At 51.5% G+C, this 18,914-nt stretch carries 19 protein-coding genes and 1 pseudogene; 18 read left to right on the top strand and 2 right to left on the bottom strand.

Annotated features, from left to right (window positions below; genetic code table 11):
• Positions 1 to 47: 47 nt before the first annotated feature.
• On the top strand, positions 48 to 1,484 hold the full coding sequence (locus VSQ30_RS13965) for a hypothetical protein (RefSeq protein ID WP_334464659.1): 1,437 nt from the start codon (positions 48 to 50) through the stop codon (positions 1,482 to 1,484).
• 159 nt (positions 1,485 to 1,643) lie between these two features.
• Positions 1,644 to 2,036 (top strand): VirB6/TrbL-like conjugal transfer protein, CD1112 family, encoded by a 393-nt coding sequence (locus VSQ30_RS13960; protein WP_502876259.1) that lies wholly within the window; start codon positions 1,644 to 1,646, stop codon positions 2,034 to 2,036.
• 24 nt (positions 2,037 to 2,060) lie between these two features.
• Here VSQ30_RS13960 and VSQ30_RS13955 read toward each other — a convergent pair whose 3' ends face one another.
• Positions 2,061 to 3,368 (bottom strand): IS4 family transposase, encoded by a 1,308-nt coding sequence (locus VSQ30_RS13955; RefSeq protein WP_334461212.1) that lies wholly within the window; start codon positions 3,366 to 3,368, stop codon positions 2,061 to 2,063.
• A gap of 120 nt (positions 3,369 to 3,488) precedes the next feature.
• Between VSQ30_RS13955 and VSQ30_RS13950 the strand changes: the two are divergent.
• The 13 genes and pseudogenes from VSQ30_RS13950 to VSQ30_RS13890 all read left to right on the top strand — a co-directional run.
• Positions 3,489 to 3,710: pseudogene (locus VSQ30_RS13950) on the top strand (hypothetical protein); the annotation flags it as partial.
• A 42-nt stretch (positions 3,711 to 3,752) separates the two neighbouring features.
• On the top strand, positions 3,753 to 4,196 hold the full coding sequence (locus VSQ30_RS13945) for a SpoVG family protein (RefSeq protein WP_016289158.1): 444 nt from the start codon (positions 3,753 to 3,755) through the stop codon (positions 4,194 to 4,196).
• Positions 4,196 to 4,753, top strand: coding sequence for an MT-A70 family methyltransferase (locus VSQ30_RS13940; protein WP_334464658.1), 558 nt, complete (start codon positions 4,196 to 4,198; stop codon positions 4,751 to 4,753). The genes VSQ30_RS13945 and VSQ30_RS13940 overlap by 1 nt, the downstream gene beginning before the upstream one ends.
• A 28-nt stretch (positions 4,754 to 4,781) precedes the next feature.
• A complete protein-coding gene (locus tag VSQ30_RS13935) occupies positions 4,782 to 5,216 on the top strand; it encodes a PrgI family protein (RefSeq protein WP_334464657.1) in 435 nt (144 codons plus the stop codon).
• 10 nt (positions 5,217 to 5,226) lie between these two features.
• Positions 5,227 to 7,590, top strand: coding sequence for a VirB4-like conjugal transfer ATPase, CD1110 family (locus VSQ30_RS13930; protein WP_350339959.1), 2,364 nt, complete (start codon positions 5,227 to 5,229; stop codon positions 7,588 to 7,590).
• Positions 7,591 to 7,708: 118 nt separating this feature from the next.
• Positions 7,709 to 8,020, top strand: coding sequence for a hypothetical protein (locus tag VSQ30_RS13925; protein WP_334464655.1), 312 nt, complete (start codon positions 7,709 to 7,711; stop codon positions 8,018 to 8,020).
• 4 nt (positions 8,021 to 8,024) lie between these two features.
• Positions 8,025 to 8,270 carry a DUF4315 family protein gene (locus tag VSQ30_RS13920; protein ID WP_004083315.1) on the top strand — a complete coding sequence of 82 codons (246 nt, stop codon included), beginning with the start codon at positions 8,025 to 8,027 and terminating at the stop codon, positions 8,268 to 8,270.
• Complete coding sequence (locus VSQ30_RS13915) at positions 8,260 to 9,459, top strand: DUF4366 domain-containing protein (RefSeq protein WP_334464654.1); 1,200 nt, start codon at positions 8,260 to 8,262, stop codon at positions 9,457 to 9,459. The genes VSQ30_RS13920 and VSQ30_RS13915 overlap by 11 nt, the downstream gene beginning before the upstream one ends.
• A 38-nt stretch (positions 9,460 to 9,497) precedes the next feature.
• Positions 9,498 to 14,420, top strand: coding sequence for a class B sortase (gene srtB / locus VSQ30_RS13910; protein ID WP_334464652.1), 4,923 nt, complete (start codon positions 9,498 to 9,500; stop codon positions 14,418 to 14,420).
• A 66-nt stretch (positions 14,421 to 14,486) separates the two neighbouring features.
• A complete protein-coding gene (locus VSQ30_RS13905; protein WP_161930566.1) occupies positions 14,487 to 14,969 on the top strand; it encodes a hypothetical protein in 483 nt (160 codons plus the stop codon).
• Positions 14,970 to 15,117: 148 nt separating this feature from the next.
• Positions 15,118 to 15,405 (top strand): hypothetical protein, encoded by a 288-nt coding sequence (locus tag VSQ30_RS13900; protein ID WP_016219331.1) that lies wholly within the window; start codon positions 15,118 to 15,120, stop codon positions 15,403 to 15,405.
• Positions 15,386 to 16,159, top strand: a complete 774-nt coding sequence (locus tag VSQ30_RS13895; RefSeq protein ID WP_502876282.1) for an FAD-dependent thymidylate synthase — start codon at positions 15,386 to 15,388, stop codon at positions 16,157 to 16,159. The genes VSQ30_RS13900 and VSQ30_RS13895 overlap by 20 nt, the downstream gene beginning before the upstream one ends.
• A complete protein-coding gene (locus tag VSQ30_RS13890; protein ID WP_004083327.1) occupies positions 16,156 to 16,569 on the top strand; it encodes a dUTP diphosphatase in 414 nt (137 codons plus the stop codon). The genes VSQ30_RS13895 and VSQ30_RS13890 overlap by 4 nt, the downstream gene beginning before the upstream one ends.
• A gap of 119 nt (positions 16,570 to 16,688) precedes the next feature.
• Here VSQ30_RS13890 and VSQ30_RS13885 read toward each other — a convergent pair whose 3' ends face one another.
• Positions 16,689 to 17,003 (bottom strand): helix-turn-helix domain-containing protein, encoded by a 315-nt coding sequence (locus tag VSQ30_RS13885; protein WP_016219333.1) that lies wholly within the window; start codon positions 17,001 to 17,003, stop codon positions 16,689 to 16,691.
• A gap of 149 nt (positions 17,004 to 17,152) precedes the next feature.
• Between VSQ30_RS13885 and VSQ30_RS13880 the strand changes: the two genes are divergently transcribed.
• The 3 genes from VSQ30_RS13880 to VSQ30_RS13870 all read left to right on the top strand — a co-directional run bounded on the left by VSQ30_RS13880 (position 17,153) and on the right by VSQ30_RS13870 (position 18,899).
• Positions 17,153 to 17,662 (top strand): SLOG family protein, encoded by a 510-nt coding sequence (locus VSQ30_RS13880; protein ID WP_016219334.1) that lies wholly within the window; start codon positions 17,153 to 17,155, stop codon positions 17,660 to 17,662.
• Positions 17,663 to 17,742: 80 nt separating this feature from the next.
• Positions 17,743 to 17,877 carry a DUF3789 domain-containing protein gene (locus VSQ30_RS13875; protein WP_022746005.1) on the top strand — a complete coding sequence of 45 codons (135 nt, stop codon included), beginning with the start codon at positions 17,743 to 17,745 and terminating at the stop codon, positions 17,875 to 17,877.
• On the top strand, positions 17,874 to 18,899 hold the full coding sequence (locus VSQ30_RS13870; RefSeq protein WP_016219335.1) for a DUF5688 family protein: 1,026 nt from the start codon (positions 17,874 to 17,876) through the stop codon (positions 18,897 to 18,899). Before VSQ30_RS13875 ends, VSQ30_RS13870 begins: the two co-directional genes overlap by 4 nt.
• Positions 18,900 to 18,914 lie beyond the last annotated feature (15 nt).

The following is an 18,914-nucleotide window of genomic DNA, read 5'->3' as shown; positions in this document are numbered from 1 at the left end:
GAGGCACTTGTGGTCAATAATTGTCTTACAATGGATGGAGATGTTTTATGGAAATAGTACAGGAAATATACACTGGGACTTTGGATTATAAAGGAATTGAATTCAACTTTATACTTAACGGAAATGAACTGCGGCTGGTTCCGCCAAAGGACAAAGTTCAAGATGTGTATCGAGACTTTTTGACACGGCCACTTGGTAATGGTGCATACACTATGAATATTCCGGTTATGGAAGAATCTCATTTGTTAGGCAAATGCAATGAATCGGCTAAACAAATAATTTTTATAACAAGAAAAGGGCGGAATATCGGCAGTGAAAATTGTGTTCTGCTTATTGAAATACAGGCGTATATTTTATGTAAATATAAGAGAAACGCGATAAACAGAATCAGATTCAGTAATTCAGAAATTGACTGTATCCATCCTATCAACAGTTCCTTTAGTTTTACGTTTGGTGAAAGTATTGAAGAATTTAATAAAACAGGCATTTTGACAATAACAACTAAAGACTGGGATGCTACAACTACACAGAAGCAAGAATTTAATGTTGATGGAACAATAGTATCTGCTTATTTTGGCGTTTCACGAGGCATTAGCACTAAGTTGGGCGAGTCCCCATTGTCTTTAAAGTCTTCGCTTATGTTTGAATTTGAATCTACTGATAATTTTGAATTTATATATAGATTATGGCATATTGCTAAAAATTTTCTTTGTTTTCTCTGTTACAGAAAAAATGTGTATCTCCCCACTGCTGAATTAGATGCCCCGTGCGAAGATGGAAAACACGAAAACTTTGCGGTTCTGTATGTCCTCGGTGAAGACAAGGAAACTGAGTTAGATGAACTGAAAAAGGGTAAGTATATCCAACAACAGTATATTGTTGGAGCTGAAGGTGCTATTCTATCTGATATTGCTTCAGATATGCTCTATTTAAGGCATTTGCCTCATTCACATTCGCCCATTGATGCTGCTCGATTCATAATGATTACTGCAGCATTTGAATGGGAGTTTCATAGGAATTATCCTCAAGGAATTCCTAGAAATGAAGAAACAACAAAGGTTGAAACCGAAGTCTCAGAGGTTCTTCAAAACTTAGTAAAAAGCAATACAGGAAAGGCCAAGAAGAAGTACAAGTTTTTGCTTAAATTAGTAAAATCTGATTCTTTGCAATCCGAAATTGAACAGATAGGTCGCGACTATGGAGAAATTGTTGACATTTTTGGAGAGAATTTATATGCACTTAATCATGAAACATTGAACTATTCCGAGATGGGTACACGGCTTGCAGATCAAAGAAATCATTTTGCACACGGGGACTTGGATAGGGACTTTATAGGTCTTTCTCTGCTTGATCTTATATTTTTACAATTTGTGATCTATGCTATGCAATTGAAATATTATGGGGTCGAAGAGATCAATGTTAAAAGGGCTATCAACGATTTGTTTGCCCGCCGACTTCTAATACCAGACGATTCCTCTAACTAATGTGACTAGAATTTCTAATGTATGCCCTTTGTTAACATTTATTTGATAGTGCATACATAAGCTATCATAAGCTATACATTTCAAAAGCAGGACACAGCGAATAAAATTTGCTGTGTCCTGCTTTTGGATTTATTTGAAAAACCTACTTGACAAAACGCGTTGGATTTTGATACGTTCAACATCTTCAAGTGGATTTTCAAAACCTTTGTTGCCACATACCTGCTCACCAACTGTTTTACCATCGTCATGGCGGTGTTTGACATCGCCCAGCATGTGGTGAATCAAAGCTCCGGCGTGATAAACGGGAGCATGGACGTTACCGCCGCGCTGGCCGACCTGGAGACGCAGCTTGAAGCAATGGGGATGTGGGAACTGATCGGCCTGTGGCTGGAGACCAACATTATCAACCTGTGCATGTGGGTGTTGTCCATCGTGATCTTTGTCATTGTGTATGGCCGCATGATTGAAATATATCTCACGGTCAGCCTGGCACCCATACCGTTTTCCACAATGGCAAACCGTGAATGGGGGCAGATGGGGCAATGCCATTAAGTTAAGCGCCCCCAAAGAGCCCCGCTATCGTGCCGGAAGATAAAACCAAGAAATCCGATTACCCGAGGAAACAGGTCTCTGGAAAGCCCGTCCCCGCCTTACCGGAAAGCGTTTTCTGTAAAGCAACCCTTCCAGTTCTCGAAAAGGTTTCCGTAAGAAAGCACAGCAGGCAAAGACAGCGTCGGAAAAATTGAGGCGCTGTTTTTGTTTTGTGTTGTGGCAGGAAAGCTTCACGTTCCAGGCTGCTGCCTGTGCAAAGTTAAAAATCAGGAAAGCAGCAAAAACCTCCTGTAAAATAAGTTCTGGAATTTTGGAGTGGAGATGAATGAGCGCCACTGAATATTTCAGGCTGCGGAAAGATGTTTCGATGCCCCAGCGTTTGGCGTAAAGAGCTTTCAAAGTTTCGGGCGGAAATTGATTTTTATTCAGATTTGTCAGGAAGGTTTCCGTTTTTCCATTGCAGAAATTTACGCGTACGATACGGAAAGAAAGCCGGTAAAAGCCAACGCTTTCTACAGGCAGGAAATCGAAAACACGCTGACTTGTAAGCTTATAATAATCTGCCGGAACAGGGATATTTCTTGTTTCCAGTTTTCGTTTTGTGAGGCGCCCCAAAGTGAGGCTTGCGGGTATATCAAATTCGGGAAAACAAGGAAGTTTTACACCAAAAACCGAATCCCTTTCCTTCAGGCGGATGACATATTTCCATCCCCGGTTTTCCAGATGCGCCAAGTTGTTCAGGGACGCATAGTTCCGGTCAGCTAAAAGGATAACCGGCTCTGAAATCCGCGAACGGTCTGTCATTTCACACAGAGCTTTGCCTTCATTTTTCTCGTGTTCCTTTTGGACAATTAAGTCTGTATAAATGCCGTTTTCCAAGTCAAAAAGAGCGTTTATCAGGTGCTTGTTCCAACCGTGCTGGCGGTCTGTTCCGGGCAGATAAGAAAGCAAATCTGCAGGGTATGCTGATGATTTCAAGGACGTTCCATCCACTGCCAGCAGCCGATATCCCCGGTACTTCTTTTCGGGGGTAAGTGAATTTGAAAAGCTGTGAAATAAGTCCTCCAAGGCTTTAGGCAAAAGCTTTTTCCGCTGCTGCACAAAGGCGGAGGCAGAAGGTGTTTTTTCTTGAAAACGGAAAGCTTTCATGAGATTTTTGCCCACGCTTTCACAGCTCATGGTGAGCAAGAAGAAAATGATATTTTCAAAATCCAGCGCCCTGCGGCGGGTGAAATCCCGTCCCGGCCGGCTGGCGTAAATTTGGGGATTCTTTCCCATTTTCCTTACCTGAGACAGCAGCTTTTTTCGTAAGTTTTTTGCGGTTTGTTTCATTTTATAAGCCCCTTGAAGTTTTTATTTTTCAAGGGGCTTCGCCGCATATTTTTCTCATTTTGTCAAGGGCTTTTTGCCGGTTTCTTTATCTTTTTACAAAATGCTTAACTTAATGGCATTGGGCAGATGGGGACGAATTACCTGCGTTCCCTGTTTGCTTTGGGTTTCCAGGGGTTTTTGATTATGGTCTGCGTCGCGATCTATGCGGCGCTGGTCCAGTCAATCCCTTCTTCCGGCGACATCCACGGCGCGATCTGGGGCACGGCAGGCTATACGGTCCTGCTGGCCTTTGCCCTGTTTAAGACAGGCTCGCTATCCAAAAGTATTTTTAACTCGCATTAGTGTGTAACCGACCTATTTTAACAAGAAGGAGGATTTTTTTATATGAGTAAGACCAACCATGAAACCATGCAGCCGGAGGCCCAGGCGGGCGAGGGCTTGAAGCTGGATGTAACGGTACGCCCGATTGCCCCGATGGGGAACCTTCTGGCTTTCGCCAATGTGACGATCGGGGACTGTTTCAAGATCGACGGCTTCCGTATCTGCTCCGGCGAGAACGGCCTGTATGTCAACATGCCCTCAACCCAGGATAAGCAGGGAAAATGGAGGGATGTCTGCTGGCCGGTGACGGCGGATTTCCGCAGGCAGCTTAACGACGCCCTGATCGGAGGGTACGGCCAGGCGATTGAAAACCTGCAGGCCACCCTTGAAGCGACAAAGGGGGCGGCGGAGAAGCCTTCCCTGACCGGCGCGCTGAAAGAAAATGCCGGCAAGGTCAAGACGCCCCCGGCAAAATCCGCCCCGGCCAAGAATGAGCAGGCCCGGTAATGGCGGAGGCCGGAAAATATGGCATCGTGTACGCGGACCCGCCCTGGCGCTATGATATGAAACGCGGCAACGGGGTGGCTGAAAACCACTACCCCACCATGAGCATGGACGATATATGCGCGCTGCCGGTTGCAGACCTTGCGGCCATGGACAGTGCGCTTTTCTTATGGGCCACCTTCCCACAGCTTAATGAAGCCTTCCGGGTAATCGAGGCATGGGGGTTCAAATATAAGACGCTGGCCTTCCTCTGGCTCAAACAGAACCGGAAAGCAGATTCCTGGTTTTACGGGATGGGGTTCTGGACCCGCTCTAATGCGGAGGTATGCCTTCTGGCGACACGCGGGCGCCCAAAACGCCAGTGCGCGGGAATCCACCAGTTTGTAATCTCCCATATTGAGCAGCACAGTAAGAAACCGGATGAGGTACGGGATAAGATCGTAAGGCTCATGGGCGACCAGCCCAGGGTAGAACTTTTTGCGAGGCAGCAGACCCCCGGCTGGGATGTGTGGGGCAATGAAGTGGAATCCACAATCACGATGCAGGAACGGAATAAGTGATATACAGCATGAATGGAGGTGAATTTACATGCCCTATGTACCTGTACCCAAAGACTTAACGAAAGTCAAGACCAAGCTGGCGTTTAACCTGACGAAGCGTCAGCTTATTTGTTTCAGCCTGGCCGCGCTGGTGGGGCTGCCGGTATATTTCCTTACCCGCGGCGCTATCGGAAACTCGGCGGCGGTGCTGTTGATGATCGGGCTTATGATGCCCTTTTTCTTTTTCGCCATGTATGAGCGGGACGGGCAGTCGGCGGAGAAACTTCTGAAAAACAGGCTCCGCTATAAGCTCTGGCCGAAGAAACGGCCATACCGGACGGAAAATTTGTATAAATCCATGTCAGAGAAGGAGGTTACGAGGATTGCCAAAAACCAGACAGCAGGAAGCCCAGGAAAAACGTCTGCAAAGAAACATCAGGCAGGCAAAAAAGGCCAGGGCAGACGCAAAAACAGGCGGGCGTAATGCTTCCCGCATAAAGCCGTCCAGGAAAGGTGGCTTTTTCAGTGGGCTTAAATCGGACGCCCCGCAGACGGTCCAGCAGAGTATTCCCTATAAAGAAATGTATCGTGACGGGATCTGCCGGCTGACGGATAAGCTCTACACCAAGACGGTGCAGTTTTTTGATATTAACTACCAGCTCGCACAGGCGGATGACAAGGCGCAGATTTTTGAGGGCTACTGTGATTTCCTCAATTATTTTGACGCTTCGATCCATGTGCAGCTTACCTTTATCAACCAGCGGGCCAACATGCAGGATTTCGCCCGCAGTATTGATATCCCCATCCGTGGCGACGAATATGACGGAATCCGCAAAGAGTACGGGGATATGCTGAAAGGTCAGCTCCAAAAAGGCAACAACGGTCTTACCAAGCGGAAATATATCACTTTTGGCATTGAGGCTGACGACCTTCGCACCGCGAAGATGCGCCTGGAGCGGATCGAGGCCGACGTGCTGGCGAATTTCAAGGCCCTGGGAGCCCAGGCAAAGCCATTAGACGGGCTGGAACGCCTGGAGCTCCTTCACAGCCAGCTCCACCCGGACGGGCAGGAAAAGTTTCATTTTACCTGGGCGGACCTCCCGAAAACCGGGCTGTCCACAAAAGATTTTATTGCGCCCTCCGGCCTGTCCTTCTCGAATGACGGAAAGACCTTCCGGGTGGCCGACCATTCCGGGGCGGCGTCCTTTTTGCAGATTTTAGCGCCGGAGCTGACGGACCGGCTGCTGGCGGAGTTCCTTGACCTGGACGACGCCGTGACGGTGAACCTGCATATCCAGTCCATCGACCAGGCCCAGGCGATCAAGAATATCAAGCGCAAAATGTCCGACCTGCAGAAAATGACCATAGAGGAACAGAAGAAAGCGGTCCGTGCCGGGTATGACATGGACATCATACCTACCGACCTTGCCACCTATGGCGAAGAAGCAAAAAATCTCTTGCAGGATCTGCAGAGCCGGAATGAGCGTATGTTTTTAGTCACGGTACTGGTGGAGAACATCGCGCCGAAACGCCAGAAGCTGTTCAATGACATCCTGTCTGCCTCCGGCATTGCGCAGAAATATAACTGTGCCCTGAAACGTCTGGACTTCCAGCAGGAACAAGGCCTTATGTCCTCTCTTGCCTTAGGGTTGAACCAGATTGAGATTGAGCGGGGGCTTACGACCAGCAGCACCGCCATTTTCGTGCCGTTCACGACCTGCGAGCTGTTCCAGGAGGGCGAGGCGCTTTATTATGGCCTGAACGCTTTAAGCAACAACCTGATCATGGCGAACCGCAAGAACTTAAAGAATCCAAACGGCCTGTTCCTGGGGACGCCCGGCAGCGGCAAGTCCTTCTCCGCCAAGCGTGAGATCGTCAACGTGTTCCTTTTGACGGAGGATGACATCATCATTGCAGACCCGGAAAATGAGTACGGGCCTTTAGTACAGCAGTTCGGCGCCCAGGGGCAGGTCATTGACATTTCCCCGACTTCCACCAACTATATCAATCCGATGGACATTAACCTGGACTATTCGGATGATGAAAACCCCATCACGCTGAAAAGCGATTTTATCCTGTCCCTATGCGACCTGGTAATCGGCGGCAAGGAGGGGCTTTCCCCGATTGAGAGGACCATTATTGACCGCTGTACAAGGCTGGTGTACCGGGATTACCTGCAGGACCCGCGCCCGGAAAATATGCCGGTCCTGGGAGACCTGTACGGGCTGCTTTTGAAACAGTCCGAGCCGGAGGCGCAGAATATCGCCACGGCGCTGGAAATCTATGTCAATGGCTCCCTGAATGTGTTTAACCATAGGTCCAACATTGATATGAACAACCACCGGGTACTCTGCTTCCAGTTAAAGTCTCTGGGCAAGGCCCTGAAAGAGATCGGCCTTTTGATTATGCAGGATGCCGTGTGGAACCGTGTCACGGCCAACCGCTCCAAGCATAAGACGACCTGGTTCTATATTGACGAATTCCATCTCCTTTTGAAAGGCCAGACCGGAAGTTTCAGCGTGGAAATCTGGAAACGGTTCAGGAAATGGGGCGGCATACCGAGCGGCCTGACGCAGAACGTGAAGGATTTGCTGGCCTCCCGTGAGATCGAGAATATTTTTGAAAACTCGGATTTTATCTACATGCTGAACCAGGCCCAGGGAGACCGGCAGATTCTGGCGAAGCAGCTGGGGATTTCCCCGCACCAGCTTTCCTATGTGACCCATTCCGGCCCCGGCGAGGGGCTTCTGTTCTTTGGGAATGTGATTATCCCCTTTGTCGATCATTTTCCGAAGGATACCCTGCTGTACAGCGTACTTACAACACGGCCTGATGAAGTGGCGGGGACGAAGGCATGAGGAAACAAAAATACCCTGAAAGCGATTGGAGGTGAGGGCAATGGCGCGTGACAGGAATTTTCAGAGGAAACAGAAAGATGCCCGGATGCCGACGCGGGATTCCCACGGGGAGGACCGCATGGCGGCCCGGCAGGGAGAGCCGGATTATGACCTGCGCCGGGCAAGGGACGCCCCTTCTTCCGGCACTTCAAGGAACCGCAGGCAGGCGGCGCCGGTGCAGACGGAAACTTATGGATCAGATATATTTGCCGGTTGCGAAAACAGTGATACGGCAGCACAGGATTCCCCTAGCACGGTTCTTATTATGCTTCTTTGCTTTTCTGCAACATGGCTTCGTGATATTAAGTTTTGGAGTAAATTATCAAACTTAATTGTAATTATGGAGCTTATTATTATCAAACTGTTTTGCAAAAAGACAGATTGGAGGTAATAAATTGAACCCTAAGATTGAGAAACTGGAGAAAGAGATCGACAAGACAAAAACAAAGATTGCGGAGATGCAGGCCAAGCTCCGCGACCTGGAAAAGCAGAAAACGGAGCTGGAGAATACCGATTATGTGGCGATTGCCCGCAGCTTCCATCTGACCCCCCAGCAGCTGGCCGAATTTCTGAAATCGCAGCAGTCCGCCCCGTCCGGGGATGGCACGCTGCAGAAACAGGAGGATATGAATGAGGACTAAAAAAATCTCTCTGCTACTGGCGCTTATGCTTGTCATAAGCGCCATATCTTTGCCCCTGACGGCTTATGCAGCCGGGGACAAAGATACCACGCCGCCCGAACTTACGGCTTCCCTGGACGGCGACACGCTGAAAATAGAAAGCAGCGACGATAATTCCGGCGTGGAGGCGGTATTTGTGGACGGGAACCGTATCAATTCCCTAACCAATGGGGCGGCTTCCGTTGCCTTAAAGGATTATGCAGGCACGGAAAAGCAGGTAAGCGTGTACGCCCAGGACTATGCCGGGAACCGCTCAAAGACTGTGAAGTTTGAGAATCCCTATTATGAGGAACCGGCGCCCACGGAAAAACCTGCGACTGCAACGCAGCAGAACCAGGGCGGCACGGCGGCAAAACCTGTGCAGGCCCAGGCTGCTTCCCCCGGCAGCACAAACAGCAATGCCGGCAGCAGCAATTCAGGGAATGGTTCTAATACAGGTACGAATACGGGTGCCAATGGCGGCGGTAATACAGCCTCCGGCACAAACGGCGACAGCCCCGATTCCCAGGAGGAAACGGAATCCGCTTCCGCTATCCCGGACGGCGCATTTACCCCGGAGGGCACCGGCACGGTGTTAGATACGGCCACCGGGGAAGATGGGGATAAACAGTTTTACACCATCACCTCCGAGGACGGGAATGTGTTCTATCTGATTATTGACGGAAAGCGGGACGGCAACAACGTCTACTTCCTGAACGGCGTTACCGAGGCTGACCTGATGGCGCTGGCGGAAAAGAGCGAGGACACCATGAGTGCGATCCCGGCAGAGGATGTCTGCACCTGTACGGAGAAATGCGCAGCCGGGGAAGTCAATACCGCCTGCCCGGTCTGCAAGAATGACCTGAAAGGCTGTGCCGGGAAAGAAAAACCTGCGGAAACGGAGGAACCCGCACAGGCAGAGCAGCCGAAAAAGGACAAGGGCAGCGCCGGCACGATCATCTTTATTATCATTGCCCTTCTTGCAGTAGGCGGTGTTGGTTATTATGTGAAGATCGTCCGTCCGAAACAGCAGGCAGAGAATGACGAAGATTTCGAGGATGACGGGTACGGCGAAGGCTTTGACCCGGATGAGGCTTACGGCGAGACGGAATTTCTCTCCGAGGACGATTTTGAGGACAGGATCAACAATGAACAGGAGGACAGCGAGTAAAGCTGTCCTTTAGTATTTTAAGAAAGCGAGGATATTACATGGAGAAAACAACAATCCATCACCGTAGCGGCCTAAAGCGGCTGCTGGCATTTCTTCTCTGCGCAGTATGCGTCTTTGGGCTGATCCCTACTCAGGCGTTTGCGTTTTCGCCGGGACAGAAAGCAAGCTCCTGGCTTGGAGAACAGTATGTCGGTTCTGACGGGCGGCATTATTATGCGCCGGCGCCTTACACCTACCTTGTTTACAATTCTGACGGGACGATGGATGTGCGCAGCAGTTCCGGGGGCAGCGCTTACCGGCATTATATGCTGACAGCTTCGGACGGGAGCAGCCAGCAGGTCTATTGTGTGGAGAGCGGCATTGCCTATAATACTTCTGACAATACCTATACATCGGAAAGCGGTACGAACAGCAATTACTTAAACCTCCTTCCGGCAGAAGCACGCCGGGGCATTACCCTGACGACGATCTACGGCTGGAAACCCGGCGCTTCCCTTCCTGTGTCCGGCATTAACGAGGACGATTATAAAATGGCGACGCAGATCATCCTCTGGGAATACCAGCAGCAGCTCCGCAGCGACCCTTACAGCCGGCATGGGAACGGCCAGGCAAATGCAGACCAGTATTTCAGCGTGATTGCCGGACGTCCTGCGGAAAAAGCCTACAACTGGATTCTTTCACAGGTCGCCTCCCATTCCACGGTCCCCTCCTTTACTTCCACGAAGAAAAGTGAAGCCCCGGAGCTGGAGCTGAAATGGGACACGGAGAAAAAAGTCTATACCCTGACCGTCACGGACACCAATAACCTGAAAATCGATCTGGAGACCCTGAAAGGCAGCGGCGTTTCCGCCACAAGGAGCGGGAACAAGTACACGTTCACCAGCAAGAACATGATCATGGACCCTGTCACCTTTGAATTCCGAAAGGATATTCCGGTTGCTAACGACATGCTGATCTGGGGGAGGCCGGGTTACCAGACCATGATGACCGGCGCCAGCGACCCGGTCTCCTTCTTTGTAAAGATCAAGACCGAGACCTACGGCACCGCAAAGATTGTCAAGACCAGCGAGGACGGCATTGTGTCCGGGATTCCTTTCCAAATCTCCGGCACGGACATCCTGGGGAACAAGGTGGATGAAACCGTCACTACCGGGGAAAACGGGCAGATCAAGGAAAAGCTGCTGCCCGGCACCTATCTGGTGAAGGAGCTGCCGGTGGACCGCTATGTGACCCCTTCCGCGCAGTATGTCACCATTGAAAGCGGCCAGACCGCCACGGTGCATTTCAGCAATATCCTGAAAAAATTTCGCGTCCATGTGGTAAAGAGCGACGCAGACACCGGCACCGCCCAGGGCGACGCCACCCTTGCCGGGGCAGCCTACGGAATTTATAACAACGGCGAGCTGGTAGACACCTACACTACCGGGCCGGACGGCAGCTTTATGACCCGGTACTATGTCTGCGGCGATAACTGGACCGTGCGGGAGATCGAGCCGAGCACCGGCTACCTCTTAAACGATACGGTCTATGAGGTGGGCGCTTCCCCCACGCTTTATGAAGTGGAGCTGAACACCACCGAGAACCAGGTCACGGAAACGGTCATTTACGGAAACATCCAGCTTGTGAAGCATACGGAGGACCTGGACCCGGATGTGTCCGGGGATGAAAATACGGACGAGCCCAATGAGGGCGTCATTGAGCGCCCGGAGGCCGGCGCAGTTTTTGAGGTCTATCTGAAAGCGGCTGGCAGCTATGACGCAGCGAAGGAAAGCGAGCGTGACCTGCTCACCACGGACGGGGACGGCTTCGCTTCCTCCAAAATGCTCCCCTACGGACATTACACGGTGCATCAGGTTTCCGGCGAGGAAGGGAAGGCATTTATCCCGGATTTTACGGTCTTTGTTTCCTCCAACGGACAGACTTACAGCTATATCCTGAATAACCGTACCATTACCGCAAGGCTGCGTGTGGAGAAATGCGATGCGGAGACCGGCAATATTATCCCGATGACGGGCACCGGCTTCCAGATCAGGGATTTGTCCACCGGGGAACTTGTCACCCAGGAAATCTACTACCCGAACCCGGAAACCCTTGATACCTTCTATGTTTCGGATGAAGGCTGGCTGATGCTGCCGGAGCCTCTGCACACCGGAGATTATGAATTGTATGAGGTGGCGGCGCCCTACGGTTATGTGCTTTCCAGTGAGCCGGTGCCGTTTACCATTGACGGCAGCGAGTCGGTTGTCACGGTCACACAGCACAATATGCCGCAGAAGGGGCAGCTTACCATTACCAAGACCGGCGAGGTATTCGCTTCCGTCCAGGAGAACGGCGGCCTGTACCAGCCGGTGTATGAGGTCATGGGGCTTCCGGGCGCAGTCTATGACGTGATCGCGGATGAAGATATTTATACCGGCGACGGTACGCTCAGGGCGGCAAAGGATGCCGTCGTGGAGACCCTTACCACCAGGGAGGATGGAACGGCACAGAGCGGGCTTTTGTACCTGGGCCGTTACCGTCTGGAGGAACGCCAGGCGCCGGAGGGGATGGTCTTAAACACCCAGCCGGAATACGCGGAGCTTACTTATGCGGGGGAAACCGTGGAAGTGACACATGCCGCAGCCGGCCTCTATGACGAGCGCCAGAAGGTGGCGGTAAGCCTGTCTAAAGCGCTGGAAACGGACGAGCTTTTCGGGCTCGGCATGAACGAGGAATACAAAGACATTTCTTTCGGGCTGTATGCTTCCGCTGATCTGACGGCCCTTGACGGCAGCGTGATCCCGGCAGGCGGGCTTCTGGAGGTGGTTTCCATTGACCCGAATGAGGCGGGCGGCTATGGCGCTTCCTTTGCCTCCGACCTGCCTTTTGGCAGCTACTATGTGAAGGAGCGTACCACAAACAGCGCTTATATCCTCCCTGATACGGAATATCCGGTTGTTTTTGAATATGCCGGCCAGGAGGCGGCGCTGGTGCAGGTTCTTGTAAATGAGGGCGGGGCGGTTCCCAATGACCTGCTGCGCGGGCGTGTGGACGGCGTGAAAACCGGCGAAAACCCGGATGGCGGCGAGGATGTGAAGCTGGCCGGCGCGGTCATGGGATTATTTAAGCCTGATACCGAGGAATTTACCGGGGAAAATGCGCTGCTTACCGTTACTACTGGCGAGGATGGCAGCTTTGTCTTTGAGAATATCCCTTACGGCCACTGGATCGTAAAGGAAATTTCCTCCCCGGCGCTTTATACGGTAAGCCCCGAACAGCACCATATCTATATCGGTGTGGACGGCCAGAGCATTGAAATCAAAGTGGAAAACACCCTGATCCGGGGCAGCGTGCAGGTGATGAAAACCGAAGCGGTAGACGAGCCTTCTTCTGTGGAGAAAAAGGACAAGGATAACAACACCTTCCTGCGTTTCCTCTCCGGCGCGGTGTTCGATCTGTATGAGGATGCCAACGGCAATAAGGAATTTGATTCCGAAGATACGAAGATCGGCACACTGAAAGAATCGGATGCGGGCTACCATACGGCAGAGAACCTTCTGGCAAAGGGCTATTTTGTGAAGGAAAGCAAGGCGCCGGAGGGCTACCAGATGGATGAAAACGCCTACTATTTTGAGATCACCGAGGACGGCCAGGTGGCCGTTGTGGAAAACGGCGAGGCCGGGCGCGGATTTACCAATGAGGCGTACCGCGGGAACCTGAAGATCACGAAGGATTCCAGTGACGGGCGCAAGGATGGGTTTGCTTTTGAGGTCAAGAATGCGGACGGCTCCTATTGTGAGACCTTTACCTCCCCGAAATCCGGCGTGATCGAAGTCAAGGGGCTGCGCGTTGGCATTTATACCGTAACGGAAATCTCCAACCGGGCAAGCAGGGACTATATCATTCCTGACGCTGCCACGGTGGAGGTCAAGGCGGACGAAACCGCAACGGTCCAGTTCTTCAATGAAAAACCGGAGAAACCGGAAACGCCGGACAGCCCGGACAATCCGAAAACACCGTCCAACCCATCCACTCCGTCCACACCGTCCAATCCGGGCAAAGCGGTACCGCAGACCGGGGATGATAATTTTATCTTCCTGTATGGCGGGCTCCTGGCGCTGGCTGTGATCGGCGGCGGGCTGTCTGCTGCGGCCTATTTCAAAAAGGGAAAGCACGGCAGAAATACCGCCAGGGCAAAGACCACCTGCATTGCGGTACTTTCCCTCTGCGGGCTGCTGGCTCTTGGCAGCGGTTTCCTGATCGTCCGCGACCTAAGCCAGTATGCCGAGAGCGCCGGAACTTATGACGGGCTGGCGGAACATGTGGAAGTGCCGGAGCAGGCCGGGGAGCCGGAAGGACCGGGGACAGGGGAAGAAACAGGCAGGGAGGATTCCAGCGCGGTCCTCCCTGTTGTTGACTTTGAAGCCCTCAGGGAAAACGGGCCGGACATCATCGGGTGGCTCAGCCTTCCCGATACGGCCATCAACTACCCGGTAACGCAGAGAGACGATAACGAATATTACCTGCACCATCTGTATGACGGCACCTATAACAAGGTGGGCTGCCTGTTTGCAGATTATGAGAATAAAGCGGACTTTTCAGACCGAAATACCATTATCTACGGCCACAACATGCGGGACGGCTCCATGTTCGCCGCGCTGAATGAATATGGCGAACAGGGCTATTTTGACGGACACCCGCAGATGTACCTTGTCACCCCTGGCGGCGGCTATACCGTGGAAATCTTCACGGCGTTTGTGGCAGAACCCGGAGAGTCCGGCAGCGACGCCTCCCCCTGGAGGCTTAGCTGGAAGGATGACGGGGCCTACACCACATGGCTTTCTGAAATGGCGGGCCGGTCTGTCATTGAGACCGATGTTACGGTGACTTCCAGTGACAAGGTGCTGACCCTTTCCACCTGTACGCCCGGAGGTAAGAGCCGCTTTATCGTCATGGGAAAGCTGGCGGCTGTAAACGATTAACAAGGATATTGGAAACCGGTGCGGGGGCTGTCTGCTCCCGCACCTGCTATATAGGAGGATTTTTCTATGGTGAATACCATTGTTTCGATACCCGGCTACGTCCATCTGTACCGCTCCCTTCTGCGGTTCTATGACATGCCGGAGAATGAGGTCCGGGAAATGCTCTATCTTCTGAATACGGCAAACCTGGACTGCTACGAGTATTACCACCCGGAACGTGATGTGGTCCAGAGCGGGCCGGCAGCCTTTAGCGGATGGCTGGAGCATGAGGATTACCGCCCTTACCGGACGGAGGTACAGCTTTATAAATCCCTGCTGTTCTTAAAGCGCAGCATTGACCGGGACCTGATCGTGACTTCACAGCGGGAGGCGCTGCAGACGCTGCGGTGTATCATTTCCAACCTGGAATACCGCTTCTACAAGGCGTATGGCATGGAGATCGAGGACAAGCGGACCGTGTACGGGGAATGTACCTACCACCTGGTCCCCAGGGAGGACGAGCCCAGCGTGTGCCTGATGCATGACTGGATTTATCTGCCGAGCGCCTGAAATACGGTGGATAAGGGATATAGTGCGTATTTTGTTCTGCTTCAAGTAAAACTGTCCCGGATTCTATACAGTATTCGGGACAATCCATTTTTCAAAGGAGGGATGCCATATCACACAGCAGGAAGTCAATGCCGTATTTGACGCGCAGGTGCGGCTCTGTGCCGACACACTGCAAAAGAAAACGAAGGAATATACCGGGGACGATACGGACCGGCTGGGGGCTTTTAAGGCGGCGGCAGCCTTGCAGCACACCACGCCGGAGCGTGCCCTTGCCGGGATGCTGGCGAAGCATATCGTTTCCCTGTATGACATGTGCTTTGACAATGATACGGATTACGGGATAAGCACATGGGAGGAAAAGATCACAGACAGCCTCAACTATCTGTTCTTACTGAAAGCCATTGTAAAGGAGGGACATACCAATCAAACGGATTGAAGTAAAAATATTAAACTGCCAGGCGGCCAGGGAGGCCGAGAAAAACATGGTCTTTGCCGCCCGGCTCACCCAGAGGGGACATAAGATCTCCACAATGGACGACCTGATGGCCCTTTATGAAAAATCGTTCAGTGATGATACTGTGGCGGCCATCAGCGCCCTTCCCCACCCGACGGTCCAGAAATTTGCGGTGATCACCGTCGCCGTTGTAGGGGCAAGCCGGAGGTTCCTATCGCAGATCACCAGGCACCAGAACGAAGTAAAGTTTATGAGCGCGTCCTTACAGTACAGCAATTATGCGGGGCAGGCGGATTTTGCCATACCTTATGAGATTATAACCGCCACGGCTGCGGTCCGGGAACTGTATTTAAAAAGCTGCCACGAAGGCATGGGCTGTTACGAAAAGCTGTGTGCCGAGGGGATCGGCCATGACGCGGCGGGATATGCCACACCTCAGGGACTTCGGAATGTGCTGGTTATCAGCGCCACGCCCTATCAGTGGAAACACATCATCGGCCAGCGGGTATGCCGGCGCAATACGGACGAGACCCGGATCGTGCTCCTGAAAATCTGGCAGGAGCTTTATACTTTAAGCCCGGTGCTGTTTGCCCCTGATTTCACAGGCCCCTTCTGCCAACAGGACAAATGCCTGGAGGGGAAAATGACCTGCGGAAACATACTGAAAGCGGATATGACGCCTGGAGATATTCTGAAAACGGACTATCCGGCGCTTTTGGAAGGAGGCGGCGCATGAAGATCAAACTGATCGACTTTGGCGTGCCGGAGGACCGCCGCCCTTTCCGTCCGCATGGGAACGATGCCGGCGCGGATGTTTACATGCCCTATGACTGTACGTTACAGCCGGGCGAGATCGCAAAGGTCCCTCTTGGATTTGGGATTGAAGTGCCGGACGGATATGCGGGCTATGTATTCCCGCGCACCAGCATGGCGGTAAAAGGGCTGGTCTGTGAGCTGCCGCCGGTGGATTCCGGCTACCGCGGGGAGATTCACGCGATCATCAGCAATGTAAGCAGCCAGACCCAGGAGCTTTCCAAAGGCTCCCGCGTGGGCCAGCTTGTAATTACTCCGGTTGTGATCGCAGATTTTGTTACAGAGCTTGGCGAGCAGCGCGGCACAGATGGGTTTGGAAGTACAGGAAAATAAAAAAGTGACATTCCGGGAGTGATTCTTGGTTTATCGCCGGTAGTGGGATTGGGCATATCAGGAGGATTGCAGGGTACAATAAAAGAAAGGCAGCAAAAAGCGGCCAGCACCGTGGCCGCTTATTTTCTGCTATTGAGTTCTTTCATAATCCCCAGGATATAAGAAAGTGACCTGGAATCCAGTTTTTTTGCCTCTGCAATAAATTCCTGCAAGGCTTGCGGGGCCGGGTTCCCCTCGTCAAAAAATTCCTGGGGCGTCACGCCCAGATATTCACAGATGTAAAGGAAGGACTGCATGGAGGGAAGGGACTTTTTGTTTTCAATGTTGTTAATGTAGTTATTTGCCTGTCCCAATGACAATGACATATCGCGTGCAGACACGCCTTTTTGAGTCCGCAGCTTTGCCAGCCGTTCCGGGACGAAATTTTCATACATTGCCTTTACCTCCTATTCCGTAATAGATTGTACCTTACACCCTGTCCTTATTCGCAAAATAAAAAAGGGTATTTGCGTTGAAACGCTAAAATAAATCTATTATAATTTGAGAAATAAAGAATAATAACTATCGGATGGAGGAAAAGAAGATGGAAGGAAAGACATGCTGTGTCACCGGGCACAGGGATTTACCCCAGAAAGAGATAGGCCATGTAAAGGCGGCCCTGCGGCGTGAAATTGATTCTGCCGTTGCGGACGGGTTTACCCGCTTTATGAGCGGCTTTGCGGACGGCGTGGACCAGTATTTTGCAGAGATCGTACTGGAAAAGAAAAAGACGAATCCGGCGCTGGAGCTGATCGCGGTTGTTCCCTACCAAAAGCGCCTGGACAGCCTGATGGAAAAGAGCCGGACTTATGAAATGCTGGAGGCCTGTGCGGATGTTGTTGTCATGCAGGAAAAATACCACCCCAGCGTCTATTCCCACCGGAATCGCTACATGGCTGAACACTCAGACAGGGTGATCGCCGTGTATGACGGGAGGGAAAAAGGCGGCACGGTCAGGACAATCCGGTTTGCGCACCAGATGAAGAAAGAGCTGCGGGAAATCCCGGTTGGGGAGATTATCCTGCCAGGGCAACCCGGAGCGAGAAGAAAATGAAATAACAAAAAACTGATACTTGATGATACGCTCACTTTCCGGTGGGCGTTTTTCTTTACCCAATTTTAGGAGGATTTTTTATGTGGAGCATGATTACACACTTTCTTACATTCACTGGAGGAATGTCTGCCGGCGTCGTGCTGATGTGTCTTTTACAAGCCGGAAAGCAGGAAGATGAATGGTCAGAAAACAGGAAACGGGAGGAAAATGAATGAACCAGGAATTTGCAGAATATATCAAAAACCATATACGGGAATATCTGCCGGCGGACTACCAGGATGCAGATATTTCCTTAAAAGAAGTCACAAAAGGGAATGACCGGACCCTTACCGGGCTCATCATCCGAAGGGACGATGAAACGGTTACGCCAACCATTTATCTGGAGCACTATGGGGAACAGTTTGGAAAAGGCCGTCCGATGGAGGACATAATGAAGGAAATCGCACAGATAAAAATGGAGAGCAGTTTGGAGCTTCCTATTGACGTGAAGGGATTGGAGGATTATGAAACAGCCAGGCCGCTGCTTGCTATCCGTCTGTGTGACCCGGAAAAGAATCAGGAATATCTGAAAGACAAACCCTGTACCGCATGTGGGGAACTGGCGGCAGCTTACCGGATTCAGGTCATGGAGGGCAGCGAAGGGACAGCTTCGGCTATAATTACAAATGACATGCTGGGACTTTGGGGGATTACGCCGGAGCAGCTTCACCATGACGCAGTTACAGCAGAAAATGCCAGGAGCCCTGTCTGCTTATATACGATGCATGATGTGATGTCAGAGATTATGTTTTCTGCTAAACCTACGAATCTGTTTAACCAACCGGAACCGATAGAAACTGGCGCTGTGCCTATGTATGTCCTGACGAACCAGAGCAGATTGGATGGCGCCGGGGTCCTGGCGCGGGATGGCGTACTGGATAAAATCGGGGAGCTGGTCGGTTCCGATTTTTACGTCCTTCCATCATCCATCCATGAAGTCCTGATTGTGCCGGATAACGGGAATATGCAGGCAAAGGAACTGGAGGATATGGTAAAAGAAGTGAATGCTTCCCAAGTGGCGCCGGAGGATTTGCTCTCCGATAAGGTGCAGTATTATGACCGGACAGCGAAAACCCTGGGGCGAAAACAGGAAAAAGGGCTTTTGGAGCGGCTTTCCGCAAATAAAGCAAAGATCCGGGAAAAGGAGGCAAAGGAACCCAGAGAAAGTCAGAAAACCCGGCAGGAACCGGGCTTATAAAGGGCGGCTGCCATG

It is taken from the genome of Acutalibacter sp. JLR.KK004, from assembly GCF_036941085.1.
Lineage (GTDB): Bacteria > Bacillota > Clostridia > Oscillospirales > Acutalibacteraceae > Acutalibacter.
This window is presented reverse-complemented; position numbering and strand designations above follow the sequence as displayed.

What these genes read in the sequence shown, in the direction of transcription:
- VSQ30_RS13875 (WP_022746005.1), top strand. Translation starts at nt 17,743, where the DNA reads ATGTGGAGCATGATTACACACTTTCTTACATTCACTGGAGGAATGTCT.
- srtB (WP_334464652.1), top strand. Translation starts at nt 9,498, where the DNA reads ATGGAGAAAACAACAATCCATCACCGTAGCGGCCTAAAGCGGCTGCTG.
- VSQ30_RS13925 (WP_334464655.1), top strand. Translation starts at nt 7,709, where the DNA reads ATGGCGGCCCGGCAGGGAGAGCCGGATTATGACCTGCGCCGGGCAAGG.
- VSQ30_RS13945 (WP_016289158.1), top strand. Translation starts at nt 3,753, where the DNA reads ATGAGTAAGACCAACCATGAAACCATGCAGCCGGAGGCCCAGGCGGGC.
- VSQ30_RS13940 (WP_334464658.1), top strand. Translation starts at nt 4,196, where the DNA reads ATGGCGGAGGCCGGAAAATATGGCATCGTGTACGCGGACCCGCCCTGG.
- VSQ30_RS13905 (WP_161930566.1), top strand. Translation starts at nt 14,487, where the DNA reads ATGGTGAATACCATTGTTTCGATACCCGGCTACGTCCATCTGTACCGC.
- VSQ30_RS13885 (WP_016219333.1), bottom strand. Translation starts at nt 17,003, where the DNA reads ATGTATGAAAATTTCGTCCCGGAACGGCTGGCAAAGCTGCGGACTCAA.
- VSQ30_RS13890 (WP_004083327.1), top strand. Translation starts at nt 16,156, where the DNA reads ATGAAGATCAAACTGATCGACTTTGGCGTGCCGGAGGACCGCCGCCCT.
- VSQ30_RS13880 (WP_016219334.1), top strand. Translation starts at nt 17,153, where the DNA reads ATGGAAGGAAAGACATGCTGTGTCACCGGGCACAGGGATTTACCCCAG.
- VSQ30_RS13955 (WP_334461212.1), bottom strand. Translation starts at nt 3,368, where the DNA reads ATGAAACAAACCGCAAAAAACTTACGAAAAAAGCTGCTGTCTCAGGTA.
- VSQ30_RS13965 (WP_334464659.1), top strand. Translation starts at nt 48, where the DNA reads ATGGAAATAGTACAGGAAATATACACTGGGACTTTGGATTATAAAGGA.
- VSQ30_RS13935 (WP_334464657.1), top strand. Translation starts at nt 4,782, where the DNA reads ATGCCCTATGTACCTGTACCCAAAGACTTAACGAAAGTCAAGACCAAG.
- VSQ30_RS13870 (WP_016219335.1), top strand. Translation starts at nt 17,874, where the DNA reads ATGAACCAGGAATTTGCAGAATATATCAAAAACCATATACGGGAATAT.
- VSQ30_RS13915 (WP_334464654.1), top strand. Translation starts at nt 8,260, where the DNA reads ATGAGGACTAAAAAAATCTCTCTGCTACTGGCGCTTATGCTTGTCATA.